The organism is Okibacterium sp. AC114, from assembly GCF_979253355.1.
Window position 1 is genome coordinate 61,098 of sequence record NZ_CEEDBR010000001.1, and the last position, 25,707, is coordinate 86,804.

At 66.0% G+C, this 25,707-nt stretch carries 31 protein-coding genes; 20 read left to right on the forward strand and 11 right to left on the reverse strand.

From position 1 onward, the window contains the following. The first annotated feature begins 169 nt into the window (after positions 1–169). Together ACZ6IE_RS00260 and ACZ6IE_RS00265 are read left to right on the forward strand one after the other, a co-directional pair. Entirely contained in the window at positions 170–892 is a 723-nt protein-coding gene (locus tag ACZ6IE_RS00260) for a FadR/GntR family transcriptional regulator (protein ID WP_464606091.1), read from the forward strand. A gap of 107 nt (positions 893–999) precedes the next feature. Continuing rightward, positions 1,000–1,326, forward strand: a complete 327-nt coding sequence (locus ACZ6IE_RS00265) for a hypothetical protein (protein ID WP_464606093.1) — start codon at positions 1,000–1,002, stop codon at positions 1,324–1,326. A gap of 99 nt (positions 1,327–1,425) precedes the next feature. On the opposite strand, the gene ACZ6IE_RS00270 is transcribed toward ACZ6IE_RS00265, so the two are convergent. Then, positions 1,426–2,274, reverse strand: coding sequence for a TetR/AcrR family transcriptional regulator (locus ACZ6IE_RS00270; RefSeq protein ID WP_464606095.1), 849 nt, complete (start codon positions 2,272–2,274; stop codon positions 1,426–1,428). Between the two features lie 125 nt (positions 2,275–2,399). Here ACZ6IE_RS00270 and ACZ6IE_RS00275 point away from each other — a divergent pair, with 125 nt between their 5' ends. Beyond that, positions 2,400–2,627, forward strand: a complete 228-nt coding sequence (locus ACZ6IE_RS00275) for a hypothetical protein (RefSeq protein ID WP_464606097.1) — start codon at positions 2,400–2,402, stop codon at positions 2,625–2,627. Here the strand turns inward: ACZ6IE_RS00275 and ACZ6IE_RS00280 are convergent. The 5 genes from ACZ6IE_RS00280 to ACZ6IE_RS00300 all read right to left on the reverse strand — a co-directional run bounded on the left by ACZ6IE_RS00280 (position 2,616) and on the right by ACZ6IE_RS00300 (position 6,567). Continuing rightward, on the reverse strand, positions 2,616–3,437 hold the full coding sequence (locus tag ACZ6IE_RS00280; RefSeq protein WP_464606099.1) for a hypothetical protein: 822 nt from the start codon (positions 3,435–3,437) through the stop codon (positions 2,616–2,618). The two genes, ACZ6IE_RS00275 and ACZ6IE_RS00280, sit on opposite strands and share 12 nt — an antisense overlap. Further along, the gene (locus ACZ6IE_RS00285; RefSeq protein ID WP_464606101.1) at positions 3,434–4,333 is read right to left on the reverse strand and encodes an ABC transporter ATP-binding protein; all 900 of its coding nucleotides are present in this window, start codon (positions 4,331–4,333) and stop codon (positions 3,434–3,436) included. The genes ACZ6IE_RS00280 and ACZ6IE_RS00285 overlap by 4 nt, the downstream gene beginning before the upstream one ends. Then, positions 4,330–5,703: a PH domain-containing protein gene (locus ACZ6IE_RS00290; protein WP_464606103.1), complete on the reverse strand. Its 1,374-nt coding sequence runs from the start codon at positions 5,701–5,703 to the stop codon at positions 4,330–4,332. Before ACZ6IE_RS00290 ends, ACZ6IE_RS00285 begins: the two co-directional genes overlap by 4 nt. An 86-nt stretch (positions 5,704–5,789) precedes the next feature. Further along, positions 5,790–6,290: a PH domain-containing protein gene (locus ACZ6IE_RS00295; protein WP_464606105.1), complete on the reverse strand. Its 501-nt coding sequence runs from the start codon at positions 6,288–6,290 to the stop codon at positions 5,790–5,792. A gap of 91 nt (positions 6,291–6,381) precedes the next feature. Continuing rightward, positions 6,382–6,567 (reverse strand): aureocin A53 family class IId bacteriocin, encoded by a 186-nt coding sequence (locus tag ACZ6IE_RS00300; RefSeq protein ID WP_464606107.1) that lies wholly within the window; start codon positions 6,565–6,567, stop codon positions 6,382–6,384. A 418-nt stretch (positions 6,568–6,985) separates the two neighbouring features. Between ACZ6IE_RS00300 and ACZ6IE_RS00305 the strand changes: the two genes are divergently transcribed. After that, entirely contained in the window at positions 6,986–7,714 is a 729-nt protein-coding gene (locus ACZ6IE_RS00305) for a LuxR C-terminal-related transcriptional regulator (RefSeq protein ID WP_464606109.1), read from the forward strand. Here ACZ6IE_RS00305 and ACZ6IE_RS00310 read toward each other — a convergent pair. Next, positions 7,711–8,364 carry a Pr6Pr family membrane protein gene (locus ACZ6IE_RS00310; protein WP_464606111.1) on the reverse strand — a complete coding sequence of 218 codons (654 nt, stop codon included), beginning with the start codon at positions 8,362–8,364 and terminating at the stop codon, positions 7,711–7,713. The two genes, ACZ6IE_RS00305 and ACZ6IE_RS00310, sit on opposite strands and share 4 nt — an antisense overlap. Positions 8,365–8,470: 106 nt before the next feature. On the opposite strand from ACZ6IE_RS00310, the gene ACZ6IE_RS00315 reads away from it, so the two are divergent. Both ACZ6IE_RS00315 and ACZ6IE_RS00320 read left to right on the forward strand, forming a co-directional pair. Continuing rightward, positions 8,471–8,677: a type II toxin-antitoxin system HicA family toxin gene (locus ACZ6IE_RS00315; RefSeq protein ID WP_464606113.1), complete on the forward strand. Its 207-nt coding sequence runs from the start codon at positions 8,471–8,473 to the stop codon at positions 8,675–8,677. 3 nt (positions 8,678–8,680) lie between these two features. Next, positions 8,681–9,088 (forward strand): hypothetical protein, encoded by a 408-nt coding sequence (locus ACZ6IE_RS00320; RefSeq protein WP_464606115.1) that lies wholly within the window; start codon positions 8,681–8,683, stop codon positions 9,086–9,088. An 82-nt stretch (positions 9,089–9,170) separates the two neighbouring features. Here the strand turns inward: ACZ6IE_RS00320 and ACZ6IE_RS00325 are convergent, their stop codons facing one another. Further along, a complete protein-coding gene (locus ACZ6IE_RS00325) occupies positions 9,171–9,923 on the reverse strand; it encodes a cyclase family protein (RefSeq protein WP_464606116.1) in 753 nt (250 codons plus the stop codon). Between the two features lie 101 nt (positions 9,924–10,024). On the opposite strand from ACZ6IE_RS00325, the gene ACZ6IE_RS00330 reads away from it, so the two are divergent. The 4 genes from ACZ6IE_RS00330 (at position 10,025) to ACZ6IE_RS00345 (ending at position 12,678) form a co-directional block, all read left to right on the forward strand. After that, positions 10,025–10,651, forward strand: a complete 627-nt coding sequence (locus ACZ6IE_RS00330; protein ID WP_464606118.1) for a 2'-5' RNA ligase family protein — start codon at positions 10,025–10,027, stop codon at positions 10,649–10,651. A 148-nt stretch (positions 10,652–10,799) separates the two neighbouring features. Beyond that, positions 10,800–11,255: a MarR family winged helix-turn-helix transcriptional regulator gene (locus ACZ6IE_RS00335; RefSeq protein WP_464606120.1), complete on the forward strand. Its 456-nt coding sequence runs from the start codon at positions 10,800–10,802 to the stop codon at positions 11,253–11,255. Beyond that, positions 11,252–12,019 (forward strand): SDR family NAD(P)-dependent oxidoreductase, encoded by a 768-nt coding sequence (locus ACZ6IE_RS00340; RefSeq protein ID WP_464606122.1) that lies wholly within the window; start codon positions 11,252–11,254, stop codon positions 12,017–12,019. Before ACZ6IE_RS00335 ends, ACZ6IE_RS00340 begins: the two co-directional genes overlap by 4 nt. Beyond that, positions 12,016–12,678 (forward strand): SDR family oxidoreductase, encoded by a 663-nt coding sequence (locus ACZ6IE_RS00345; protein WP_464606124.1) that lies wholly within the window; start codon positions 12,016–12,018, stop codon positions 12,676–12,678. Before ACZ6IE_RS00340 ends, ACZ6IE_RS00345 begins: the two co-directional genes overlap by 4 nt. A gap of 133 nt (positions 12,679–12,811) precedes the next feature. Here ACZ6IE_RS00345 and ACZ6IE_RS00350 read toward each other — a convergent pair whose 3' ends face one another. Continuing rightward, positions 12,812–13,306, reverse strand: a complete 495-nt coding sequence (locus ACZ6IE_RS00350; protein ID WP_464606126.1) for a winged helix-turn-helix transcriptional regulator — start codon at positions 13,304–13,306, stop codon at positions 12,812–12,814. Positions 13,307–13,428: 122 nt separating this feature from the next. On the opposite strand from ACZ6IE_RS00350, the gene ACZ6IE_RS00355 reads away from it, so the two are divergent. The 3 genes from ACZ6IE_RS00355 to ACZ6IE_RS00365 all read left to right on the forward strand — a co-directional run bounded on the left by ACZ6IE_RS00355 (position 13,429) and on the right by ACZ6IE_RS00365 (position 16,029). After that, positions 13,429–14,082, forward strand: a complete 654-nt coding sequence (locus tag ACZ6IE_RS00355) for an FMN-dependent NADH-azoreductase (protein ID WP_464606128.1) — start codon at positions 13,429–13,431, stop codon at positions 14,080–14,082. A 217-nt stretch (positions 14,083–14,299) separates the two neighbouring features. Further along, positions 14,300–15,238 carry an ABC transporter ATP-binding protein gene (locus ACZ6IE_RS00360; RefSeq protein ID WP_464606130.1) on the forward strand — a complete coding sequence of 313 codons (939 nt, stop codon included), beginning with the start codon at positions 14,300–14,302 and terminating at the stop codon, positions 15,236–15,238. Next, positions 15,235–16,029, forward strand: a complete 795-nt coding sequence (locus ACZ6IE_RS00365) for an ABC transporter permease (RefSeq protein WP_464606132.1) — start codon at positions 15,235–15,237, stop codon at positions 16,027–16,029. The genes ACZ6IE_RS00360 and ACZ6IE_RS00365 overlap by 4 nt, the downstream gene beginning before the upstream one ends. A gap of 25 nt (positions 16,030–16,054) precedes the next feature. Here the strand turns inward: ACZ6IE_RS00365 and ACZ6IE_RS00370 are convergent, their stop codons facing one another. Then, on the reverse strand, positions 16,055–16,903 hold the full coding sequence (locus ACZ6IE_RS00370; protein ID WP_464606134.1) for a CPBP family intramembrane glutamic endopeptidase: 849 nt from the start codon (positions 16,901–16,903) through the stop codon (positions 16,055–16,057). A 333-nt stretch (positions 16,904–17,236) separates the two neighbouring features. Here ACZ6IE_RS00370 and ACZ6IE_RS00375 point away from each other — a divergent pair, with 333 nt between their 5' ends. Continuing rightward, positions 17,237–18,121, forward strand: a complete 885-nt coding sequence (locus ACZ6IE_RS00375) for an EamA family transporter (RefSeq protein ID WP_464606136.1) — start codon at positions 17,237–17,239, stop codon at positions 18,119–18,121. Between the two features lie 8 nt (positions 18,122–18,129). Here the strand turns inward: ACZ6IE_RS00375 and ACZ6IE_RS00380 are convergent, their stop codons facing one another. Then, positions 18,130–18,879 (reverse strand): GntR family transcriptional regulator, encoded by a 750-nt coding sequence (locus ACZ6IE_RS00380; RefSeq protein WP_464606138.1) that lies wholly within the window; start codon positions 18,877–18,879, stop codon positions 18,130–18,132. Between the two features lie 166 nt (positions 18,880–19,045). On the opposite strand from ACZ6IE_RS00380, the gene ACZ6IE_RS00385 reads away from it, so the two are divergent. The 6 genes from ACZ6IE_RS00385 to ACZ6IE_RS00410 are packed head-to-tail and all read left to right on the forward strand — an operon-like array spanning position 19,046 to position 25,707. Next, on the forward strand, positions 19,046–19,975 hold the full coding sequence (locus tag ACZ6IE_RS00385; protein ID WP_464606140.1) for a phosphate/phosphite/phosphonate ABC transporter substrate-binding protein: 930 nt from the start codon (positions 19,046–19,048) through the stop codon (positions 19,973–19,975). Between the two features lie 51 nt (positions 19,976–20,026). Next, positions 20,027–20,860, forward strand: a complete 834-nt coding sequence (gene phnC / locus ACZ6IE_RS00390; RefSeq protein WP_464606142.1) for a phosphonate ABC transporter ATP-binding protein — start codon at positions 20,027–20,029, stop codon at positions 20,858–20,860. Beyond that, on the forward strand, positions 20,857–22,611 hold the full coding sequence (locus ACZ6IE_RS00395) for a PhnE/PtxC family ABC transporter permease (protein WP_464606143.1): 1,755 nt from the start codon (positions 20,857–20,859) through the stop codon (positions 22,609–22,611). Before phnC ends, ACZ6IE_RS00395 begins: the two co-directional genes overlap by 4 nt. Further along, positions 22,608–23,765 carry a TIGR03364 family FAD-dependent oxidoreductase gene (locus ACZ6IE_RS00400; protein ID WP_464606145.1) on the forward strand — a complete coding sequence of 386 codons (1,158 nt, stop codon included), beginning with the start codon at positions 22,608–22,610 and terminating at the stop codon, positions 23,763–23,765. Before ACZ6IE_RS00395 ends, ACZ6IE_RS00400 begins: the two co-directional genes overlap by 4 nt. Next, a complete protein-coding gene (locus tag ACZ6IE_RS00405; protein ID WP_464606147.1) occupies positions 23,762–24,541 on the forward strand; it encodes an HAD family hydrolase in 780 nt (259 codons plus the stop codon). The genes ACZ6IE_RS00400 and ACZ6IE_RS00405 overlap by 4 nt, the downstream gene beginning before the upstream one ends. Beyond that, complete coding sequence (locus tag ACZ6IE_RS00410) at positions 24,538–25,707, forward strand: zinc-binding dehydrogenase (RefSeq protein WP_464606149.1); 1,170 nt, start codon at positions 24,538–24,540, stop codon at positions 25,705–25,707. The genes ACZ6IE_RS00405 and ACZ6IE_RS00410 overlap by 4 nt, the downstream gene beginning before the upstream one ends.

Consider the following 25,707-nt stretch of genomic DNA (forward strand, 5'->3'; position numbering starts at 1 on the left):
CGATGCGACCCCATTGTCAGGGCAGTCTCACATGTCGACCGAGGTCGGGCATAGTAGAAACTGAAAAGGTTGATCCTATTTATCTGATTAATCAGACTCAGGAAGTGTTACACGCCGAACGCGGTGCGTCAAGACGCGCGCCCGAGCGGCCGGCGGCAAAGGAATGGCGATGGCATTGAACACGGGCGGCGCGGCCCCCACCGAGCGCGGCCTGCACGCGCAGGTGCTCGCGGCCGTGGGCGAAGACATCGTCGACGGCGTCTACCCCATCGGCTCGGTGCTCAACCAAGACGAACTGACGGCCCGTTTCGGCGTCTCGCGCTCGGTGCTGCGCGAAGCCCTGCGCGTGCTCCAATCGCTCGGGATGGTCGAGCCCCGGCAGCGCGTCGGCACCCTCGTTCAGCCGCGCCACGCCTGGAACCTGATGGACCCCCAGATCATCTCGTGGCGCGGACGCGGGCGCGAATACTTCGTGCAGCAGCGCGAACTGCTCGAGCTGCGGCTGGGCATCGAGCCCGTTGCCGCGCGGCTGTGCGCGGCCCGCATCACGGATGCTGAGGCATCTGCCATCGTGGCCGCCGCCGACACCATGGTGGACGCCAATGCCGCGGGCGACGAGCGCCGTTTCTTGCAGGCCGATATCGCGTTCCATTCGCTGATTCTGCGGGGGTCGGGCAACGCCGTCATGGGCCACTTCTCGGGCACGGTCGAGGCACTTCTGCGCACCCGCCCGCGCGAGCGCCGCGGCACCATCACCGAATACACGTCGCCGTCGGCGCACCGCCACAACGAGCTCGCGGCCGCCTTGGGCCGCCGCGAACCCGAGGCTGCCTACCGCTGGTCGTTCGAGCTCCTCTCGGCCACGCTCGAGGAGTTCATCGCCGAAGGGTGATCGTTCGGCATCGGCGCCCCGTCGTTAGTCGTCCAGTTCGCCTGTCTCGTTACCCGCGCCTGCCTCGCTAGGGTGGGCGCATGAGGCGATGGATGCGGAAGCGCGCTGTGCGCGCCTACATTCGCCGTCGAGTATCGCGCCTCAGCGATCATCTCCTCGACGAGTTCTACGTCTCGCGTGTTGAGTCGTTCGGAGAGGCGCTCGAGACGATGAGTGACGAACGTGCCGATCTGGCAATCGACCTCGACTGGGCGCAGACGCAGACCGTTGGGAGCTTGTTCTGGGGCACCGACGGCCAGGGATCTCGATTCCGCGCGGAGTGGTTAGCGGATGCGGAGCGGCTTCGTAGAGAGGCGGCCGCGCAGGGCTTCGCGGAAACGGAAGCGCGCCTGGCTGAAATGTGCAGATTGCTCGGACCCCTGCAGGCTGCGTGATGCACTGAGCCGTCTTTGCTTGCCGCATTGCGTCAGCTGCCTGCCTGCCTGCCTGCCTGCATGCCTGAATGCTTGACTGTCTTGCTCGGCTCGGGGTGGTCAGGCGCTTTTGCTGGCGGGCGCGGCCGAGGAGAGGCGTTCGAGCCAGTCGAGGAGGAGCGCGCGCTCGTTCGCGCTGAGGATTTTTCCGGTTCCCGTTCCAGCCGCCGTGATCGAGCCCGTGCGAGCTCGCAGGGCGGTGGGGTCGTCTGCGTCGGTCGGGGCCGCGAACAGGGCGGGCGTGATGTCTTCGGCCGCGGGGGAGTTGTCGTGCAAGAGTGCCGCCAGAGTGGAGGCGACGGCCGCGAGCCGGGCCTCGGTGTCGGCGGCGGCGCGCGAGGCGGCAACGCCTGTCGGTGCGGTGAAGACCGAGTCGCCGAAGACCTGCGCGTGAATGGCGTCGCGCAGTCGGTCGGAGAGTGACGGGTCGTCGAACTCGGCGCCCCGGTTGATGATCATGAGACAAGCTCCCACGTTGGCCGACAGGATCATCTGCGCGGCGACCGAAGCCGACACGGTCAGAAGTCCGACCGCCGCGGCGCGTTCGAGGTCGCGCTGCAGGAACGCGTGAGCGTCGGCGGCCGCCCGGCTGCCCGACACGAACGGCGAGAAGATCAGGCGATAGAACACGGGATGTTCTAGGGCCCAGGTGGTGTGCGCATCCCAGTCGTCGCGCACGATCTGGACGGGGTCGGCGTCCGGCGCTGGCACGCGCTTGGGGTCGAGGTGCCGCGAGAACGCCTCGTCGACCACCGTCGCGATGAGCCGATCTTTGTCGCCGAACTGCCGGTAGAGCGTCGGTGCCTGGATGCCGGCGCGCTCGCAGATCTCGCGGGTCGAGACATCCCCGGTCTCTGATGCCGCCAAGAGCTCGGCCGTTGCCCGGATGATCTCTTCGCGCGTCGCCACCCTGAAACGCTAACGCATTCGGGTTAGCGCCACTAACGGGCGTGGAGACGGATGCGCCCTCTCCTCGCAATGCAGTCGGCGACCCCGGAACAATGGTTCAGAGTATCGAAATGTTAGAGTTGGTCATGCGCGAAAAGCAGAAATCTCTACCTGACCGTCTCGGCACCGTAGCCCTCTTCGTCGTCATAACCGGCGTCAGCATCGGGTTGACCGTCTGGACCGACCTGCACTTCATCATCCGCATCCTGATCGCCGTGGTCAGCGGCGTCGCGGCTGCCGCAGTCACTCACGCGATCGCAAGCTCCGTCGTGCGCCGTAGCGGACGCGACCGCGTCGAACGGTTAGATGTCTGACCGTCTGAAACGCGCCCAACTCGCTAGACCTGCGAGGGCGGCCCAGGTCGCCAGACCGAGTTGCGCCAGCGCGAGCGGGCCGAGCGTCAGCAGCGCAGGGGCGGCGATCGTGGTCGCGGCGGAGAAGAGCGTGGTCGGCAGAATGGCGTTGAGGCCACCGGCCACTCCGTTCAGGACGGGTATCCCTTGGGCGATGCCGAGGACGAGCGGCGCCCCGACGAGTACCGCGACCGTCACCAGGCTCGATGCGGCGACATTTTTCGCCAGCGACGCGCCGAAGAAGACGAGCGAGATCACGGATGCCGCAGCCAGCGTCGAGGTGACGACACCGATAGTGGCGATCAGGGCTGCGTGGGGCTGCATCCCGAGAACCAGGCTGGAGAGCACGTGACCCGTTGTCGAGCTGACCGCGGCGGAGAGCGCGCCGATGATCGCGACCGCCACCCAGCGGGCCCCGAACAACCGACCGCGCCGGGGTACGAGAACCAGCGACGTCGCGACCAGGCCGGATGTGTTCTCGCGCGCAACCGAGACCGATATCGCGATCGCGAAGACCATGGCGGCGAGCGATGCCCCCACCTCGGCCGGCAGCGTGTGACCGAGGTCGCGCACCACCTGGGGCCCGAGCGCCGTCAGGATCAGGAGACCAACCCCGGCCCCGGTTACCCCCAGGAGGCACGAGCTGATCACAGCGGCGCGATGGCCACCGGCCCGCAGCGCTCGCCGCAGTTCGGCGCCAAGAACGTGTCCGAGTGTCTGAACCTCGGTTGTTTCGGCGAGCGAGGGAGAGTCGGATGCGAGGGCTGTCACGATGGTCCGTTCGATGGGTCGCGGGGCGAGAGGGTTTCGAAGTAGGTCTGCTCGAGCGTTTTCGACAGCGCCGACAGGTGGGTGAGGCCGACCCGCGCGCCGAAAACGATGCGCCCGACGTCGTCGGGACGGGCGCCGCGCACGACCGCGCCCCTTCGCTGCGCCGCGAGGGAGTGGCCCGCGCGCTCGAGCGCCGACACTGCGTCGGCGAGTTGATCGGACTCGATGTAGACGTCGTGCTCCGTCGCCGTGACGAAGGACGACGTCGACCCGTGGCGAACGACCGACCCGCCGTGCAGCACGGCTATGCGGTCGGCAACGAGAGCGAGCTCGGCCATGTGGTGAGACGACAGCAGGATTGCCCGCCCCCGTCTCGCCTCGTCCACGAGGAATTGCCGCAGCCACTGGATCGCTTCGGGATCGAGACCGTTGATGGGCTCGTCCAGGATGAGGTTGCGCGGGTCGGCGGCGAGTGCCGCAGCTATGCCGAGCCGTTGCCTCATTCCGAGCGAATAGGTGCGCACGCGGCGGTTCTGGGCGGGCAGCAGATCGACGACCTGGAGCAGCGCCTGCGCACGCTCAGCCGGGACGTGCGCGAGATCGCAGACGAATCGGAGGAAGGCTCGCCCTGTGAGGTGAGGCGGTATGACCTCGGCCGAGAGGAATGCGCCGAGTTGCTGCGCCGGCTGAGGGGCGGATGCGCGCGACATCCCGTCAATCAGCACAGCGCCCGCGTCGGGAATCGACACGCCCGCGATGGTCTTCAAGAGGGTCGATTTGCCGGCACCATTCGGCCCGACGAGACCCGTTACGCAGCCGTCCGGAGCCTCTAACGAAACGGTGTCGAGAACTTTTCGTCCACCGTAGGCCTTCGAGACGTCTCTCACGTCGATCATCGATCGGTTCCTTTCGTGGCGGGCGGGCCAACCGGAAGGCGGTCGGGCGCGTCGGGTCGGCCGAGAATCGATCGGATGTCTGCCACGCCGCGACCGAGGAGCCGAAAAGCGCGGGGCCCTCCCGCATAGATGTGTATGCGCGACAGGATGAGGCGGCCCATGATGCGCCTGTCGTCGACCACGTGTACAGCCGAAAGACGGATTGTGTCCGTGCGTGTAGTGAGGTGCCGGGTCGTGACCCCGATAGTTCGAGGGCCGGGGTGCAGGGTGTAGCGCCGACCGATGAGGCGGCTGGTGAGGACGATCAGTACGGCAAGAGCGACAGCCGCGGCGACTGCGGGAAGGGGCGGCCACTCGTACGCCTCAACCAGGGCGAAACCGAGCAGTACGGGAGGGATGGCGGTGAGTGCCGCGACCGATGCCATGCGCGCTGCCGTCTGGTGGCCGGCACCCACGCTTTCGCAATCCCCGAAGCCCGTGAAAGCGGTCGCTCGAACGCGTGCGACCACGGCTGTGGGAAGGGAGGGAAGCAGGAGATTCGTCCCCAGGTGCTGCGACGAATCAGCGGTGACAATTGCGAGCCGGCAGCGCCCGAGGAGAACCTCCATCGGGTTTCGCTTCACCGTGACCCCGAGGATCGCGGCGGCATCGACGCGTCGGCTTCGGTGCGAGAACAGGCCGTATCGCAGAACCGTCGTCCCCTCCGGTGTTGTCCAGACGGCGAAACCGCCGAAACGAATGATTGTGGTGAGTACGGCCCCCGCAGCGATCATCACGATTGCCGCAGCGATAGCGAACACGAAGACGACTTTCCCTGGTGAGAGCGCATCGACGGTGAGCCCCACCGTGTCCAGCGCATCGAAGGCGGAGAGGGCAAAAGCTGCGCCGCCCGCAATGAGGTGCCCATAGATCGCGCTCGCGATGACCAGATCGAGGGCGCTCGCTCGATAGACGAGAGTGTCGCCGGAGGGCGGCGTTGTGGGCTCGGGCGTGAGTCCCGCGGACGTGTCGCGGTGTCGCCGCCACTCAGTGAAGAACGCATCGGCTTGTTCCGTCGTGATCGCCGGGATCGTGACATGCGTTTCCTCCTCGCCGGCTTGCAGGAGATCGACCTCGACGAGACCGAACTGGGCGAAAGCCCACGGCGCTTTCGTGTCGATAGCGGTGACGGAGGACCATCGCAGTTCTCGCCTGCGCACGTCCAGCAAGCCCGATTCAACGAGGACGCCGGAGCTCGAGAGGGCGAAGCTGAAGGTCCGGCGCCGGTAGAAGGGCTCGGCAATACGGAAGGCGAGAAGGGGAGCTATGACGATCCAAATTGCGGCTCCCGGCCACGATTCCGGGCGAGAGCTGGAGAGGAGGCCGCCCACCGTGAGACCACCCATGGTGGGCAGATGTCGAAGTAGTTCGGCTCCCACATACGTGAGCGGCATTCGCGTCTTCGCGCCGAGCGCAGTCATCTCGTCTCGCCCGCACCTTCGTGGCGTGCGTGAGAGGCTAACACGAAGCGGCGGATGGCTTCGGCGTCCTGTGCCGAGAGCGGGCCGAGGCGCTCGACATCCGTGATGCAGACGAACCTGACAGTCATCAGGCCGAAACCTCGGAGGAGAGGCCCCTGAGCGCATTCGACATTGAGGATTTGTGCCGTTGGGATGAAAGTCGTTCGCCGGAAGAAGCGTCCGCGGCAGATCAGAACGACATCGGCCGAGACGCTGTAGGTCGTGTAGGCCATCCGCATCTGATTCACGAGGCCGAAGTCGACACCGAAACCGAGGATGGCCACCACGGCGAGGAAAATCAGCGCGGGAGCGAGCCAGGCCCGTGGCAGGAATGTGACGAGTGCCGCGACGCCGGCGAGGGCGGAGGTTGCCAGTTCGATCCCCGAGCGGGCCGTGAGGTAGCGAAGGGCAACCGGAGGAAGGTGTGCGTCGAGCAGATCCGCGGTGGCAGGGGGCATGGGCGTCATCGAATCATCCATCTGGAGTGGACTAGAGTTACTCACCGCGTGCGGCCCATGTAGAAGATGGGCCGCACGCTTTGTGCTTCGGTCACTGAATTCCTAGTGCCTGAAGGATCCAGATAAGGATCGTGCCGTAGTTCACGCCGCGCTCGATCCAGCGCTGGACAGTTTTCGCGTTGCGCCGGGCCCACGCGATTGCCCGGTTGATCGTGCGCGCCGTGAATCGGCCGATCTGCGTTCCCAGCCAGACAATGAATCTCAGTACTGCGCCCATGCGGGCTCCTCTCGTTGTTGTGGATGACTTCTGATTCAGATGTTGGAATATCAGAAGTCATTCACGACGCTAGGTGGCCCCTGTTGTGGTCACAACGTTCGAATGGAGCGCGGGCCGTCATCCTTTTGGCTCGGTCGGTCGTTCTCGATGCTCAAGGTGTGAACGAAAGGCGGCTGCGGAACTCTCGAGGTGTGCAGACAGGATTCGACACGCCGTTGAGCCGGCGGTGCTTTCAACTTTTCTGTCGCTGGAGATCGATCTCGTGAGCCGCGGCGAAGGGGCCGAGGGTTCCCACGATGACGCGAACACCCCTGGCCGATCTGGACCGGGTCGTTTGCAATAGCGCGCACGAAGCGCTCGGAGCCGCGCTCGAGTGAGCGAGTCGCTCTAGTAGCTTCGGAGTCGTCGAGGAGGGGCTATGTCCGACGCTGGTCGCATCACGGTTCTCGTAGCCGAGCGAGAAGCTCTTTTGCGGCGCGCCCTGCGAGAGCTCGTAGATAGTGATGCGGAATTGACCGTCGTCGGAGAGGCGCGTGATCCGCAGGCTGTCGTGCGGCAGTCGGCTGCCCTGAACCCCGACATCATCGTGCTCGGCCCGCGCCTGGTCGAATCGGAGGGCGCTTCTGTGGCGGAACAGGCTCTCGATGGCGATTCGAACGCTCGGATCGTCGCGATCTTCTCGAGCGGCGAGTCCGCGGTTGCGCTGTTGCGCGCTGGAGCTGCCGGAGTGGTGTGGGCCGACGGCGAACCGGAGGAACTCACGGTGGCCATCCGCAGTGTCGCCTCCGGATGTGAAGTTCTTTCTGCTCGAGCGTCTCGCGAGGTCATCCGCTTCGTCCGAGAGCAACCCGGCCGCAAGCCAGCTCCGGATCCGCGCCGGCACGGTCTTTCGGGGCGCGAAGTGCAGGTCGTGGTCTCGCTCGCGGGCGGCCGGTCGAACAGCGAGATATCCCGTGATCTGCGGCTGTCGGAACCGACAGTGAAGAGTCATCTCAGCCGTGTCATGGCCAAATGGCAGGTGCGCGATCGCACGCAGGTACTTCTTGTGGCGGCGCGATACGACCTTGTCGACATCTCATCCGGCTTCGGGGGCGAAGACCCCGCGGGGCCTCGCACGCGCGAGCCGGTAGCGCCGAAAGTCCTCTAGAGGGCCTGGCGGGTGACTTCCGGGTGGTCGCGCGCCGTCCGCCGCTGGCCGAGGTTGCCGATCCAGCGGACCGCGAAGGCGAGGGCGACGAAGACGACGATGAGCGCCGCGCAGTAGAGGGCGACGCCGCCATAGCCGCCGTTGGCGTCGGGGTTGAAGAAGGGGTAGGCGTAGAAGCCGGTCGCGGCGCCGCGCACGAGGGAGTAGATGACGTAGGCGGCCGGGAAGATCATCCAGGCGAGTGCCGCGCGCACCGAGAGGCGTGAGCGGGGTGGCCAGACGATCCAGTCGAGTACGACGGCGGCCGGCATGATCATGTGGTGCACGACGTTGATCCACGGCTGCAGGGCGCCGAGGTCGACATCCTGGAGGAGCGCGCCGAAGACGATGCCGACGAAGGCGAGGTAGACGACCGAGGCCCCGCGGATGGCGTCAACGGCGCGCGTCGGTGGCACCCGGCGGATGAGGCGCACCGCTCCCACGATGAACACCACGCTGCCGAACAGGTTCGACAGGATCGTGAAATAGCTGAAGAAGCTGACCAGGTCGAACCCGAGGCCCGCCGAGATCACCAGTTGCGTGATCACGCCGGCGAGCGCTGCGGCGGCCAAAATCAGCCGACCCGCGATGACGGCCACACGAAGACTCATGCTCGAACTCTAGGCCGAAACGTTCTCCACAGGGAGCTTTCGGCGATGCGGCCACAGATCACAAGAGGGGGCAGTAGGGTCGCACTATCCCGCCTAGTTTGCGAGAATGACGAAGGAAGTGAAACAGCGGGAGGTCGAGCGTTTCTTGCGCCGCGCCGGCTGGCGACTCGTTCGCGTTCGGGGCGGGCACAATGTCTGGTCGAGAGCCGACGGTCAGCTCACGCTGGCGATTCCGAGACACGGAACCGTGTCGCCCGGTGTGGTGAGGCAGATCATCAAGGTCGTGCCGAACCCGCCCGAGAGCTGGAGGTAACTGGTGGCAGGAATGACGAACTCGCATTCGAGGTCGAAGCGACGCTTCGAGGCGACCGCGCGGCGCGAGGGCCGGTGGTGGATCGTGAGTGTCGACGAACTGCAGGCCGTGACGCAGGCGCGCTCGGTGCGCGAAATCGACGACATGGCCACCGGTCTGGTGTCGGCGTTGCTCGATCTCGAGCCCGACGACATCGAGGTCCACGTCGAGGTTCAGCTCCCCAGCGAGGTTGCCGAGGCGTGGCGAGAGGCGGGCCGGCTGCGCGAACAGGCCGACGAAGCATCCCGACAGGCCGCCGAACTCAGCAGGAGGGCCGTGCGCTCGCTCGTCTCGGAGCAACGCGTCACGCAGGTCGACGCCGCAGCGCTTCTCGGCATCTCGCAGCAGCGCGTGCACCAGCTCGCGCACTGAGTTCAGCTGCCCAGGGATTCGGGCCCGAGCGTTCGGTCGGGACGGGCGGTTCTCGAGAGAGGGCCCGTCCCGCGTCTCGTCGCTAGGCGACGATGGCGTAGGCGCGCACCGGGAAGGTGCCGAAACCCTCGACCGCGGGCGGCGCCGCCGTGAAGCGAGCCCCCGTCGTCGGCACCGAGCCCAGGTTGGTGAGGTGCTCGACCACGTGGATGCCCGCAGCCAGAAGCTTCGAGTGCACGGGACGTTCGCCGCCCGACTCGGTGTCGTCGATGTTGAGCGAGTCGATGCCCACGAGCGCCACGCCCGCCTCGATGAGGTAGTCGACGGCGTCCTCGGCCAGGAACGGCGCGCCCGAACCATACTCAGGGGTGCCGAAGCGTGTGTCCCAACCGGTGTGCACGAGCAACGCGTAACCGGCGAGGTCCAGGTTGCAATTGGCGACGAGGCGGGCGACATCTGAGGCCGGGATGCCTCGGCTCGCGGCATCCGGAACGTGCAGCACGGCCGTGGGCAGGTCGACGAGCGTCGAGAGGTCGAGCCCGGCCAGATCGGGGCCGTCGCCATAGCGGTGGAACGGGCTGTCGAGGTAGGTGCCCGTGTTGCCGATCATCGTGATGATGTCCATGGCGAACTCGGTGCCGGGGGCATAGACCGTGCGCGAGTGCTCGCGCGTGAGGTGCGGGGTGAACGACGGCACGGGCAGGCCCGGGTAGGTGACGAGGCCCTCTCGGATGACATGGCTCAGGTCGATGACCCGCCGCGCGCTCGTGGTGGGCCCGTCCTTGTGGTCGTCGGAGTGGTGCGAGATCGGGGTGGTGCCGTCGTAGTCGCTCATGGGCTCATTATTCAGGAGCGACGGGCGGTCAGGGTCGGCGCGCACCAACCTGGCGGGAATCAGGGTGAGCGCGACAGTTCTTCGCGCTAGGCTCGCCCGCTATGAGCGACGTCGTCAGCCTCGAGCTTCTTCTCGACCGGGCAACCGAACACGCGGTGCGCGCGGAATGGGCGGTGCTCGCCGATGCGGGGATGTCGAGCCTCGCGCCGCGCACCTCTCCGAGCAACCGGCCCCACGTAACCCTGCTCGTGCGGCCGACCCTCGCGCCGCTGGATGGCGCGCTGCTCGCCCGCATCGCCACCACCCTGCCGCTCGCGGTGACGTTGGGTGAACCCATCCTGTTCGGCGATGGCGATCGTCGCGTCTTCGTGCGCCCGGTCGCGCTCACGCCCGAGCTGGAGGAACTGCATCGGATGGTGCACGCCGGCGTTCCGGCCGAGGCGAGCTCGGATCGGCGCGAGTTCGCCGGTGCTCACGGCAGCCACGACGTGCCGCTCCGGCCCTCTGATCGCGTTGCCGCTCTGAGGGGCGACGATCTGCTGATGGATTCGGATGCGCCGCATACGCGACCGGGGGAGTGGACGCCGCACGTGACGCTCGCGCGACGACTTCGGGTGTCGGACATCCCCGCGGCTCGGGCCCTTGTCTCGGGTGAACTGCACGGACAGGCGACGGCGCTGCGACGGTGGGATGCGGCATCCCAGACCGTCACTCAGCTCGTCGGCTAGCGCGACCGGATCAGATCGGAGCGACGAGTTCCTCCACCATCGCCGCCACAAAAAACGCTTGAGGGATTGATTGGCGTCACGGTCGCGTATCTGTTTCGGCTTCCTGTGTCGGTTGCCGAACTCACGACCTCATGTAACCTTGGTTTATATGAACGAGTCGCGAGCACTGCCCGGACATGACTTCGGCCTGGCAGCGTCACGCTTCCACCGCGCGACACGGCAGGCGGTCGAGGCTGCGCTCGGCCCCTTCGCGCTGTCGGCGACGGAGTACGGAGCGCTCGTCTTCGTCGACCGCAACCCAGGAACGAGCAATGCCGATCTCGCGCGGTTCCTCCTCATCACGCCCCAGGCGCTGGGGCGCGTGACTGCTCAGCTCGATGCTCGAGGCCTCCTCGCCCGGCATGCCGACGAAGTGATCGGCCGCCGCCGACCGTTGGCGCTGACGCCCTCCGGAGCACAAGTGGTGAGGGAGGCGGAGCCAGCGGTCGAACGTGCCCAACAGCAGCTCCTGAGCCCCCTCACGTCCGCACAACAACTGGCCTTCCTGCACGCGCTCGATGCGTGCACGCCCCTCCCTGACAGTCCCCGAAAGGACCCGACATGACTTCTCCTTCCTCCCACGCCTCTCCTCTGGTCGTCGTCATCGGCGGCGGCACCGGCATGGGCCGTGACATCGCCCTCGACCAGGTAAGGCTCGGGCGTGACGTCCTCATCGTCGGTCGACGCGCGGACCCGCTCGTGCAGACGCAGCGGTCCGCGGCAAACCCCGGGAGGATCTCCACCGTCATCGCCGATGCCTCGACCGTCGACGGCGTCAGCCGCATCCTCGACGCCGTGGGGGACAGGCGCATCACGGGTGTCGTCGCTGCCGCGGGCGGACAGGGCGGATTCCGCCGACCCGGAACCGACCTCCCCGCGATCGAGAGCGCCTGGACCGACGCTCTCCGAGTCAACCTGTTCACCGTCGTCCTGCCTGTCGAGGGCCTTCTCCCTCGGTTGCTCGACACGGAGGGACGAATCGTCCTGATCGGCTCCACCGCCGGCCTCGACGGTGGCGGGGGCCCCTACTCCACCGCCAAGGCCGCCGTCGCCGGTTACGGGCGCGACCTCGCCATCCGGGCTGGCGCGCGCGGCATTACGGTCAACACGCTCGCCCCCGGCTTCGTCGCCGACACCGACTTCTTCGACGCGGCCGGGCTGGGCGACAGCTCCCCCATGATCGCGACCGCCGCCGCCCGCACCCTCGTCGGCCGCGTGGGACAGCCGGAGGACATCACCGCGAGCGTCCGGTGGTTGCTGAGCTCCGAGGCGGGCTGGGTGACCGGACAGACCATCGCCGTCGACGGCGGCACCGTCATGCTCCGATGACCACCTGCCTCGTCGTCGGCGCCCACGGTCGAACGGGCAGCCGCGTGGTCGACGAGCTCGTGCGGGCGGGCCATGCCGTGACCGGCCTCGTGCGCAGAGGTGAGCACCTCGCTCACCTCCACGATGCAGGAGCTCGCGGGATCGTGCTCGACCTCGCCACCTCCTCGCCGGACGACCTGCGACGGGCCGTGGACGGGGTCGAGGTCGTCGTGTACGCAGCCGGCAGTGGCTCGGGAGCATCCCCCGAGACGGTGACGCAGATCGACGGTGAAGCGATCATCCGAACCGTCGACGCGGCTGTCGTCGCCGGGGTCGAGCGGTTCGTCCTCGTCTCCGCCCACCGGACCGACGAGGACTTCGGCGGCGATCAGGTGGTCCGTCTGCTCCGTGCAAAGCGCGCCGCTGACGCGCACCTCCGCGCCACGCCTCTCGCCTGGACGATCATCAGACCCGACGCCCTGACGGAGGGTCGCCCGACCGGCCGTGTCCGTCTCGGGACGAGCGTCCCTCAGGGCGCCCTGCCCCGCGCTGACCTGGCTCGTCTCATCAGGCTCGTCCTCGAGGCACCCTCCACCGTGCGGCAGCAGTTCGAGCTCACCAGTGGGCCGACGGCGATCGCGGTTGCCCTCGACTCGTTGTCGGACATTCCCGCGGCATGACTCTTGTCTCCGGTGAGCTGCACGCACAGGCGACGGCGCTGCGACGGTGGGATGCGGCATCCCAGACCGTCACTCACCTCGTCGGCTAGCGCGACCGGATCAGACCGGCGCGACTCCTGAAGCGAGTGTGGCGTCAAGACCCATTCGCTCGTACCGTTGCGCTCTGGCCGCGCTCGGCTTCATCGGAGATCTCTTGTCCAGCGCCGTCGAACCGGCGTCGGTGGTCGGAGATCTGATGCTGATGATCGCTCACCCACTCGGCGAGGGAGAGTGCGAGCGCCTGCAGGGAACGCCCGATGTCGGTGAGTTCGTACTCGACCCGGGGCGGCACCTCGGCGTAAACCGTGCGCGTGATGAGGCCGTCGCGTTCGAGGGCGCGCAGGGTGACCGTGAGCATGCGGCGGGAGATGCCCGGGATCAGCTCGGCGATCTCGGTGAACCGCCTGCGGTCCGTTCCGAGGATGCCGATGACGAGCAGTGTCCACTTGTCGCCGATCCGAGAGAGGAGCGAACGGAACAGGTCTGGCGACTCGCCGGTGCAGAGCCGCGCCATGGCGGGCATGGTGTCGCCGAGCCGGTCGTTCATGGCGCTGATGAGGGTCAGCTCGCGCTGGGACAGATCGGTCACGCTTGCCTCTCGGTTACCCCGCGGTAACAGGGCCTCAGTTGCCGTAACGGGCAACGGTGCTGAATAGTCACTAATCGTAACCCATGCCGGATCACGAGTCCGGCAGACCGAGAAGGAGAACCATGTCTTTGTTCCGTCTGGACGCCAGCATCCGCACCGAAGGCTCGACGAGCCGCGCGCTCGGCGATGTCGTGGAGGCCGAGTGGACCGCCGCCCACCCCGACGCCGCGATCACCCGCCGCCACATCGGCGTCGACCCGATCCCCGCCACAGCCTGGGCCGACGCCGTCGGCGCGTCGATGACCCCGGAAGCCGACCGCACCCCCCAGCAGGTCGGCGCCGTGGAGCTGGCCGCGACCCTGGCCGACGAGTTGATCGGCGCCGACACCCTGCTGTTCGCCGTGCCGCTCTACAACTTCGGTGTCTCGCAGCACTTCAAGACCTACGTCGACCTTCTCATCACCGATCCGCGCCTCGCCCCCGGCGCTCCCGACGCGCTCGCTGACAAACCCGCCGTGCTCGTCACCGTTCAGGGTGGCAACTACGCCGCCGGAACTCCCCGCGAGGGCTGGGACCACGCCACTTCTTGGATGCGCCGCATCCTCGAGGATGTCTGGAAGCTCGACCTCGAGGTCGTTACCCGCGCGTTCACCCTCGTGGGCGTGAACCCGGCCCTCGACCAGTTCACCGATATCGCCGACGAACTCAGAGATCTGGCCGAGCGGAACGCCGCCGACAGCGGTCGCAAGCTCGCCGCGCGCCGCACGGCCGCCTAGTCCCGAGCCTGACGGGCTGCGGCAGAGCTTGTCGCGCCGCAGCCCGGACCGCCTCGGCCCACCGGGACCCGTCGACCGGGGCTGCGCCCGTCCCCGACATCCAGCACAACTAGCGACCAGGTGTTGGCCTGCCGCAGCTATGCTCAGGACCACGACCGAGGCGACGAAACGTCGAATCGGATACGGCTTCTTCCCCCCAACGTCGGGAGCACGTCGCATGATCGAACTTGAACATCTCTCGAAGCGTTATGGCCACACTCTCGCTGTGGATGATCTGAGCTTCACGGTGAAGCCGGGCGAGGTCACGGGCCTGTTGGGCCCCAACGGTGCCGGCAAGTCCACGGCGATGCGGCTTCTCGTGGGGCTCGAGCGCCCAACCGGGGGACGGGCCACCGTCGACGGTGTCGAGTTTTCTCAGGCCGCCGCACCGCTCCGCACGCTCGGCGCGCTGCTCGACGCGCAGGCGCTTCATCCGGGCCGTCGTGCGCGCAACCATTTGCTTGGCTTGGCGGCCACCCAGTCGATTCCTGACCGCCGAGTCGACGAGGTTCTAGAAATGACGGGCCTGGCAACGGTCGGTAAGCGACGCATCGGCGCGTTCTCGTTGGGCATGCGGCAACGCCTCGGCATCGCGGGCGCCCTCCTCGGAGACCCGCAAACGCTCGTGCTCGACGAGCCGGTCAACGGCCTCGACCCGGATGGTGTGCGGTGGGTTCGTTCCCTGGTTCGCCACCTGGCCAGCGAAGGCCGCACGGTTCTTCTCAGCAGCCACCTCATGAGCGAGATGGCACTGACCGCCGACCACGTCATCGTCATCGGGCGCGGAAAACTGATCACGGCTGCTCCCATCGACGAGGTCGTGGCGCGCGCAACGCACGCCGACGTTCTCGTGCGAACACCGACACCTGAGCCCTTCATCACGGCGATCCGTGCCGCTGGAGGTTCGACGGCAACCGAAGCCGACGGAGCCATCGTCGTCAGCGGCCTACCCGTCGAGAGGGTCGGCGAACTCGCTTTCAGCGCCGGCGTCGTCTTGCATGAGCTCCTGGCCCGCCATGGTTCGTTGGAAGATGCTTTCCTCGCTCTGACCGAGGATGAGCAACAGTTCGGTTCCACGCCGCCCCCGACGACCCCCTCGAGAGGACCAGGCGCATGAGCGCGACACCCGCATCAGTAAACACCGCCGGCCCGCACGTCACGATGGTGGGAGTGGTGAGGTCGGAGTTCGTGAAGCTCTTCGGCTTGAGATCCACCTGGTGGCTGGTGGGGGTCGGTCTCGTCGCACCGACACTTTTCGCCGCCGCCCAGACGATCAACCGCGGCGCCGAGACACCGGCCGAGGGCATCCTGGATGCTGCATCCCAAAGCACCGGCTCAGCCCTCTTCAGTGTGCTGATCATCATGATCGTCCTCGGCGTCTTGGCTGTGTCAGCGGAATACGAAACACGATCGATCACTGTCACCATGTCGGCCGTTCCAAGCCGCACCCCGGTCGTGATTGCAAAAACCCTGGTCGTATTCGCCGTCGGTTTCCTCCTCGGCTTCATCGCCACGCTGTTGGCATACGTGGCCGGCGTGCTGATCCGCGCCGATGGCGACCTGATTTTGGACGGCTTCGCCTTCCGTGCCCTTCTCGGGGCGGCATTCTATTTCGCCTGCATCGGCGTCGTGTCTCTCTCCTTCGGGTTCCTCATCCGTTCGACTATCGGGTCGGTTGCCGCGGTGCTCGCGTTCCTGTTCCTTCTCCCCGGGCTCATCCACGCAGTGCCGATCGAGGCGGTCATGTTCATCGCCGACACCATTCCCGGCGCCTCCGCCGCGCCGTTGTACTCGGCTGAACCGGACCCGGGCGGATGGGGTGTCCTCGGAGCCGCCATCTGGTCGGCCGCGTGGGCGCTAGCCTTGGCTGCGCTTGCGATAGTTGTCACTCGACGCCGCGACGTCTAGGTGAATCGCGGCGTCGAGTCGCTACCTACGCTACGTCAGGCCGCAGGGGCGCGGATTGCGTTTTCGTGGAGTGCTTCCTCACGACAAAAATCGCGACGAGGGCAAGCAGCACATAGATCACGTCAAAAGCCCCCGCGAGAACGATAAGGCCCGTGGAGCCACTCACGGTGCCAGAGTGCGCGTCAATTCCACCGGTTGCCAAGATGGTGGTTGGGTCCGTTGCCGCGTGAAGCAGAATCGCCCAAACAAGACGCCCTGTCACCCGAAGTGACAAGTACATCATTGCTCCGAAACCAAACGTGTACACCACGGTCGACAAGACGATCAGCGGGGCCTGCCCACTCACAAAGTTCCCCACGTGCAGCAGTGCGAAGAACCCGGCCGAGCAGAGAAGCACGATGCCCTCGTTGACCCCGCCGCGACGAAGCATCTGAACGACGATTCCGCGAGTCGCGAGTTCCTCGGTGAACCCAACACACAAGCCCAGAAACAGAATCGACAGCACGAGCGCAACAGACCAGGCTGACCATTGAGTTGCAACCAGGCGCATGAGAATCGGGATCAGAACAAGGATGACAGCGACCCACATCCACCGCTGCCCCCGAATACGCTCGCGACCAAACAGGTCCCCAAGCCACCCAACTGATCGCGCGAAGATGATCAAAACGACTCCGGCAAGCAGAATCGGAACGGCTTGACCGAAGAACACACTCAGCGGTGAGCTCAAAAGATTATCTGCGTCGATGAATCCTCTGGCAGCTGCCGCCACCGAGAAGCTGATCGCCTGGTAGATCAGCCAATACCCGACGATGAAAAGTAGCGCTTTCCACCACGTTCCCTTGTCCCAAAAGCGGGCCCATGCAGATTTAGTCACAGTCACCAGAATCTCCCGACGTCGTCGTTCACTTTGTGAACGTGCGCCGAGCCTAACGGACCACAAAGCCCCGGGGGCCGTGCGGCACCAAACGGTCTAGCGAGCCCAGTGTAGAAAGTGACCTGACCGGCGCTCTTGGAAACTCATGTACGTGAACGCTTCGTTCACAACGACCTGTTATGGTCGGCTCCGATAGCGCCTAGGGTTCCGGGACAACACGTCCGACTGGTTCGAGCGGCGCCACGGTGTTCGCCATCGATACGCCGTCATCTCAAGGGATAGAAGCCTGGAGGATCCTCGTGCCGTGCCCTCGCGCGGTCGGAAGGGTCCGCTGTGCCTGTTTTCGCTCTCGTCCTCGTCCTCTCCGCGGCCGTGTGCCACGCCGCCTGGAACATCCTCGCTCACGGGGTGAGCCGTATCGGAGTGCCCTTCCTGTGGTGGGGCGCCCTCGCCAGCACCCTCATCTGGGCGCCGTTCATTCCGTTGACGGGCGGTCTCGGTGACGCTAGCGGAGGCGCCGACGTCGTTAGCGGTTTCCTGATCGGCGCGGGCGTCTCTGGCGTACTGCACGTGCTTTACATGCTGGTGCTGCAACAGGGCTACGCCCGTGGGCGCCTCTCGACGGTTTATGCGACCGCGAGAGGAACGGGCCCCGCCTTGAGCTCAATCCTCGCTGTCGTGCTACTCGGCGAGCATGTGGGCGTCGTGGCTGTCGTTGGAATCGCCGTCATCGTCGCCGGTGTTGTTGCGACGGGACTCATCGATCGACAACCGTCTCTCCCCGGCCTCCGGCGCGGGCCGGATGTCAGCATCATCTTCGGAATCCTGACCGGAGTATCTATCGCTGCTTACACGATCTGGGACGCGCACGCGCTACGCACGTGGGATCTCTCACCAGTTGCGTACATGGTCGGCTGCACCGTGCTCGAAGTCATAATCTATGGCCCTCAGGCCTATCGTCGACGCAGTGAGCTCAAGGGTGTCGCGCGTGCCCACTGGCAGCGAATCCTTGCATTCGGAGTGCTTTCCCCGCTGTCATACATCCTTGTCTTGACCGCGGTCACGATGGCACCTGTCGCGCTCGTTGCACCGATCCGAGAAGTCAGCGTCGTCCTGGTTTCCCTGTTCGGCGCGCTTGCTCTTCGGGAGGGGGCCGCCGTCCGGCGGATCGGAGCGTCGATAGTCGTCGTCGGCGGTATCGTGATGCTCGCCTACTAAACGGGCACCTAGATGCCGAGTGGGCGAATGAAGTGAGTGCCGTCGCTGCGTCGTCCGGAGGCAGCAACGGTGAAGCGAACAATATCGCTTCGATATCGATCGTCCGACGCTTCGATCGTCCGGCCGTTCGGATCGCGAGTGACTCGCCGTAGGCGCAGGATCGGAGACCCCGGTTCAAGCCCCAACAGTGATGCATCGGTGGCGTCGGCGGCTACAGCGTCGATCTCGTGGTCGACTTCCGCGGATTTGTGTCCCCGCGATTCTAAGTACTCCGTGATCGACACTGAATCCAGGTCGACGTCGAACAGGAGCCGCCCTACCGGTTCGATATATGTGAGGCGTTCCACCATGGTGGGGCGCTCATCGAGGAGGCGAAGTCGGAGCACGTCGACGACGAAGTCGCCGTCAGAAATGTTCAGCAGCGCGGCTTGGTCCGCGTCTGCCCGCCGCAGGCTCACCTGCTGTGTTGCCGCACCGGGTTTCGCTCCCATCTCCCGAGCCCACTTGGTGAACGGGATGGATACATCGACGGCCTGATGTGCTTTGCGGGCCAACACGCGACTCGGCCGCCCTCGAGTTGTTTCTATCAGTCCCTCCGTCCGCAAAGCAGCGAGTGCATTGCGGACAGGCCCGCGAGAGGTGCTGTATTTCGCGGCGAGCTCGCCTTCGGTGGGCACCTCGTCACCCGGCCTTAGCCGCCCCTGAGCGATCGTCGCGCGCAAATCATCGGCAATCTGCTTGTACATCACGTCGGCCACAACGGAACCCTACTAGCTTTGCCAGCTCCGTCGTCGCGATCGGATTCATGACTTACAGGCGCAACATAGGTGAACACGTTGTGAACTTAAGCGGCGTAGGTATACATGTCTCGGTGCCGTGGCTGAGGATGGTGTCGTCCCTCCGACTCCCGCCCGAAAGGCCATCATGAAGACCCGCGTACGCCTCTCCGTCGCAACGCTCGCCGTCGCCAGTGCCCTGTCCCTCGCGCTGACCGGATGCTCCGGCCCCGCGTCCTCGACCTCCACCGATTCCGCCGGCGCCGAGGGTGGTTACGCCGTCGATTCCGACACCCTCGTTTTCGGCGTCGTCCCCGACTCCGTCGAAACTGAAACGAACTACCAGCCGCTCATGGACTACATCGCGCAGGAGACCGGCAAGAAGGTCGAATACCACGAGTCGACCGACTACGCCGCCCTGATCGAGGCAGCCATCGCCGGGCAGATCGACGTAGCGTCTTTCTCGGGCTTCACCTATGTCACGGCTACCAACAACGGCGCCGAGCTCACCCCGATCTCCTCCATCACCACCGCCGAAGGGCAGGAGCCCGGCTACTACTCGCAGGCGATCGTGCCTGCCGACAGCGCAATCAAGGACCTCGCCGGCATGAAGGGCAAGAAGGTTTGCTTCGTCGACCCGTCATCCACCTCGGGTTACCTGTTCCCGTCCTACAACCTGCTCGAAGCCGGAATCGACCCGGAGAAGGACGTCACGCCGGTGTTCGCCGGCAAGCATGACGTTAGCGTGCAGAAGGTGGGGGAAGGCGTGGAGTGCGAGGCCGGCTTCGCCGAAGACAGCGAGGTCGCGAAGTCCGACAAGGTGAAGGTCATCGCAGAGACCATGGTCCCGGGCGCACCGATCGTCGAGTCGAACACGCTGCCCGATGACGTGAAGAAGAAGCTGCGCGACATCCTCTCGGAGGTCACCGCCGATGACATCGCCGCCGCGGGCATCACGGGCGCCGACTCCGACGGTTTCCGCAGCGTCTTCTACGCAACGACCCCCGTCGACGACAAGTACTACGACGAAATCCGTGACATCTGCGAGGTCACCAAAGCCACGCAGTGCCAGAAGTAGTAACGCCGCTCTGAACCACGAGCGCGACCGATACCTGACCCGGAGAATCCGATGACACTGTCACAATCCACCGCATCCGAGAATGTGGTCGAGATCACCGATCTCACCAAAACGTTCGGCACCGAAACGACCGCCCTCGAGGGTGTCTCGCTGACGGTGCGCCGCGGTGAGATCGTGGTGCTGCTGGGTCTCTCCGGGTCGGGCAAGTCCACCCTGCTCAGGCACGTGGATGCACTCGAGCATCCGACACGCGGAACCGTGCGTGTTCTCGGCGATGACGTCTCTGCCCTCTCGGGCCGACGACTTCGCGCGTTACGCGGACGAGTCGGCTTCATTTTCCAACAATTCGAACTCGTGCCATCGCTGACGGTTCTCGAGAACGTGCTCACGGGCGCACTGGCCACCCTCCGCGGACCACGACTCGGCCTCTGGAGCTATCCGCAGGCTAAGAAGCTCGCCGCGCTGCAGCACCTCGACCGCGTCGGACTCCTCGACCGCGCCTACCAGCGCGCCGACACGCTTTCCGGAGGCCAGCAACAGCGCGTGGCCATTGCCCGCGCACTCATGCAGAACCCCGCAATCCTCCTAGCCGACGAACCGGTCGCATCGCTCGACCCGGAGTCCAGCGACCAGGTGATGGCACTCATCCGAGAGATCGCAGCCGAGAAGGGCCTCACCGTTCTGTGCAGCCTGCACCAGGTGGATCTGGCGATCTCGTGGGCGGACCGCATCGTCGGTCTTCGGCACGGGGCCGTTGTTCTCGACACCCCGGCCGATGGTCTCAGCAAAGCCGAGGTCATGGAGATCTACGGCCGCGTCGCGACGTCCACCTCCGAACTGCAGGCCGTGCAGATCGAACTCCTCGACACCGAGGCTGCCCTGTGACCATCACCCTGCCGCCCAGCACGGTCGACGCAGCCTCCGCGCGTCGAGCATCGGTCGCCCAACGCGCACCCCGCCCGCGCCGCTCACCCGAACGCATTGCCGCGATCCTCACTCTGCTCGCCCTCGGGGGCCTTGCGGTCGTATCCCTTCTCGAGATCGACATCTCCGTACCCCGGATGATCGAGAGCTGGTCGAACGCCGAACGATTCTTCAGACGGGTCGGTGGCATTACCTTCCCCGAACCCGCCGATCTCCTCGCCCTCACCGCCCAAACACTCGGGCTCGTCCTCACCGGAACCCTCCTCGCCGCGGCGATCTCCGTGCCGCTGGCCTACCTCGCGGCGGCGAACACCTCGCCCGGGCGAGCATGGCAAGCGGTCGCTCGCTTCCTCGGCGTACTGGCACGAGCCATCCCCGACGTCGTCCTCGCGATGGTGTTCGTCCTCATGTTCTCGCTCGGTTCACTGCCGGGCATCCTCGCCATCGGGCTGCACTCGGTCGGCATGATCTCGAAAATGTTCGCGGACGCTGTTGAGCAGATCGACGAAGGACCTCGACTCGCCATCCGCGCCGCGGGCGGATCAAAGCTGCATGAATTCACCGCCGGCATTCTTCCCCAGGTGCTGCCGTCCTGGGTCGCCACCGTTCTCCACCGCAACGACATCAACCTGCGCGGGTCAGTGATCTTGGGGTATGTCGGCGTTGCGGGCCTCGGCCTCGAGATGTCCTACGCTTTCAAATCCCTCGACTACGGGCGGGGCATCGGCATCGCAATCGTCATCTTCGTGCTCTGCGTGGCGATGGAAATCGTGTCGAGCGTCGTTCGCGGGGCCATGCTCGGCACCGAGAACACGGGCCGAGGGCCGATCAACCGACTGGTTCGCCACGCACGCACCGCGCGCCCGAAAGCTGCGCCGCCGTCGGGCGTTCGACGTGCCGGTGCAGCACGCTTCGAATCCCCGACGGCGGCGCTGAAACGGCCCTGGACAACAACACGAGCGCGCAACACCATCTGGGGTGCTGTCGCCGTCATCGCCATCGCGGCGGGCGTGATCGTCTCCGACATCCGCTGGACCGACCTCGCCACCTTCTGGGCCAAGATCCCGGCCGTCGCCGTGCAGTTCTGGCCGCCCTCCTTCGGCAGCTACGACCTCACGACCATGCTGGAGGCCATGCGCGAGACCGTCGTCATCGCTCTCGCGGCAGCGCTTCTCACCGTCGTCGCCTCGCTTGTTATCGGGTCGCTCGCCGCACGCAACGTCGCACCCAACGCCGCAACACGCGGCGGGTTCCGCCTTCTGCTCGTCACAGTCCGCGGCATCCCAGAACTCATCCTCGCCATCGTGCTCATCGTCATCAGCGGACTCGGCACGCAGGCGGGAACGATCGCACTCGCCGTCGGCGGCATCGGATTGCTCGGCAAACTCATCGCCGATTCCCTCGAGGAAGTCGACCGGGGCCCCGAGCGCGCCCTGGTCGCGGCGGGAGCCACACGCCTGCAGGTATACGCCGGCGCCACGCTGCCGCAATCGATGCGCGCCCTGATCGGCCACACCTTCTACCTCCTCGACACCAATATCCGTGCCGCAACACTGCTGGGCATCGTGGGAGGAGGCGGGATCGGTTATTACCTGCTGAACGCTAGCCAAGGGTCGAACTACGCCACTGTCACGGCGATCGTCCTCATGATTCTGGTGACCGTGCTCGTTATCGAAGGACTCGCCATGTGGATGCGGAAGGTGTTCCGATGAGCGCACAGTACGACGTCGTCGTCGTCGGGTCAGGCATCGTGGGACTTGGCGCCGCATACGCGGCCGTGCGCCGTGGGCAACGCGTCATCGTCATCGACCGCAGCATCGAACCCAGCGGCGCGACGGTACGCAACTTCGGTCATCTCTGTTTCACCCCTCAGTCCGGCGACGCGCTGCGGTATGGCAAAGTGGCCCGCGAACTCTGGCTGAGGCTCGCCCACGACGCCGGATTCTGGCTGCGCACATCTGGAACCCACGTCATTGCCCGGCACGCAGACGAGCTGGCGCTTCTCGAAGCTGCAGCAGCGAACGCGCCCGGCGGCCTCGATCCAGCGGGAGGCTCATCCGTCCGTTTGATGGACGCGGACGAAACGGCGACGGTGCTCCCCGTCAGCCGTGACCAGCTCGTCGGGGGCGCCCATCTTCCCTTCGATTTGCAGACCGACCCACGCGCAGCCGCCGCCGCAATCGTCCGGCACCTGGCCGACCTCGGAGTGGAGTTCCTGACCCGCACATCCGTGGGGCGCACTCGACGCGGAGCGGTCGAGACCAGCCGCGGCGTGATCTACGCCGACACGATCGTCGTCGCGGTCAACCACGACATCGACCAGCTCCTACCGGTACTCGCGGAATCGCACGGCATCAGGCGCTGCGCGCTCGACATGCTTCGCGTGGAAATGCCCCTCGCGCATCCACTCACCGCACCGCTCCTCACCGGGTGGTCCCTCATCCGGTACAGCGGTTTTGCGAAGCTCGCCGAAGCGGACGCTGTGAGGGCTCGCCTCCACGGTGACCGCCCTGATCTCGCCGCCATCGATCTCAACCAGATGTACACCCAGCTGCCCGACGGGAGCATCATCGTGGGTGACTCACACGCCACGTCGATCACCCCGTCCCCGTTTCAACAGGAACACACAGCCGACCTACTGCTCACCGAGACGACACAGCTGTTCGGGACGTCGGCACGGGTTCTCGAACGATGGCAAGGCATCTATGCCACTGCGCCGACCGAGTTCCTCGTTGCTGAACCCGAACAAGGGGTCATCGCCCTCGCCGCGACCACCGGGATCGGCATGACCACAGGACTCGGACTGTCCGAGACCGTACTCTCCGAGCGCTTCGGCGCTCTCACCTCGTCGAAAGGCTCCTCATGACCACCCAGACTCTCCCGCTCGGCCTCGACTCGGCGGACGCTCCTCTCAGTGCCGACAGCGCTCTTCGTAATATCGAGCTTGTGGTGTTCGACATGGCCGGCACCACCGTGCGCGATGACGGCATCGTCGAGCGAGCGTTCCAACGCGCCGCCGAGCGCACGGGTGTCGCGCGGAGCCGGCCCTGGCAGGAAGCGCTCGCATACGTGCGCGAAACGATGGGGATGTCGAAGATCGATGTGTTCACCCACCTCGCGGACGGGGACACCGATGCGGCGTCCCGCGCAACCGCGGCGTTCGAGGACGCATACGGCGAACTCATTGAGGAAGACGGCGCCGAGGCGATCCTCGGAGCCGAAGCGCTCATCCGCCAGCTGCGCACAGAGGGCACCACCGTCGCATTGACGACAGGGTTCGCACCTGTCACACGAGACGCGATCCTCAGATCACTCGGCTGGATGGACCTCGTGGATATCGTGCTTTCGCCCAGCGACGCCGGCCGAGGTCGGCCGGCTCCAGATCTGGTGCTCACGGCCGCGCTGCGTGCCGGCGTCAGCGCGATGAGCGCCGTAGCCGTCACGGGTGACACCTCGAGCGATATCGCATCCGGACGCTCGGCCGGCGCCGGACTGGTAGTGGGGGTCCTGAGCGGCTCCCACGACCGGCCCACACTCGAAAATGCGGGCGCCGACGCTGTCATCGCGGATGTCACCCAGCTGCGAGCGCTGAAAACGACCGACCTGACGCGCTCCTCACAGTCAGTTGATGCCATCCGATGACATCCGCCATTGTGGAAAGCATCAGTAGGTACACCCTCGAACCGGCCGCAACAGCGATGGTCTGGATCGAACCCGGCCAGCCGCACGAGTCCGTGGCTTTCGTCGACGTCGAGCTCCTGCCAGGTGAAGTACTTGTTGCGATCGAACTCGCCACCATTTGTGGATCAGACGTTCACACCACGCAAGGACACCGCTCGGCCCCGGCCCCGCTGATTCTTGGGCATGAGCAAATCGGTCGCATCGTCGCCGTCGGCGATACAGCGCCGCTCGATGTCGACCATGAACCGCTCCGCGTGGGGGATCGCATCATCTGGTCGATCGCGGCCAGCTGCGGGAACTGCGACCGGTGCGCCTCAGGCCTCCCGCAGAAATGTCGCACGCTCCACAAATACGGCCACGAGAAGCTCGAGGACAGGTGGGCCCTCTCTGGGGGTTTCGCCAGCCACGTGCACCTTCGCGACGGCACCCCGATCGTCCGCGTACCCGAAGACGTGCCAGCCGCCATCCTGGCCCCCGTCTCCTGCGGCACCGCGACCGCCTGGGCCGCTTTGGATGCTGCGGCTGCGATCCGCAAACTTTCTGGAACCGAGGTTCTCGTCTCGGGGGCGGGCCTCATCGGGCTGAGCGCAACGGCAATGGCGTCCGACCGAGGGGCCCGCGTGACCGTCGCCGACCCAGACCCGCAGCGACGCGCCCTTGCCCTTCGGTTCGGGGCCACCGACACTATTGATCCAACGGCACCTCAGGCGAGCACGCGTCAGGTCCCAGACACGGACAGCGGCGACGGCTTCGATGTCGTAATCGAAGCCTCCGGCTCACGCGCTGCCGTGGATACCGCGCTCGCCTCCGCCGCCGTCGGGGGAGTGGTGGTTTTAGTCGGCAGTGTTTCTCCGACAGAACCGGTGCCGCTCGATCCGGAACAGGTCGTTCGCCAGCTATTGACCGTCCGAGGCGTGCACAACTACAACCAGAGACACCTTCGAGAAGCAGCGGAGTACATCATCGGACGGTGGAGGTCATGGCCATTCTCTGAGCTCGTCGGCACAACCGTGCCGCTCGGACAGCTCGACGATGGCATACGGCAAGCTGCTACCGGTGGGCCCGTTCGTGTCGCTGTCGACCCCACCGCGACCCCGCAACCCACAATCACTCGCCGCTCAAACTGA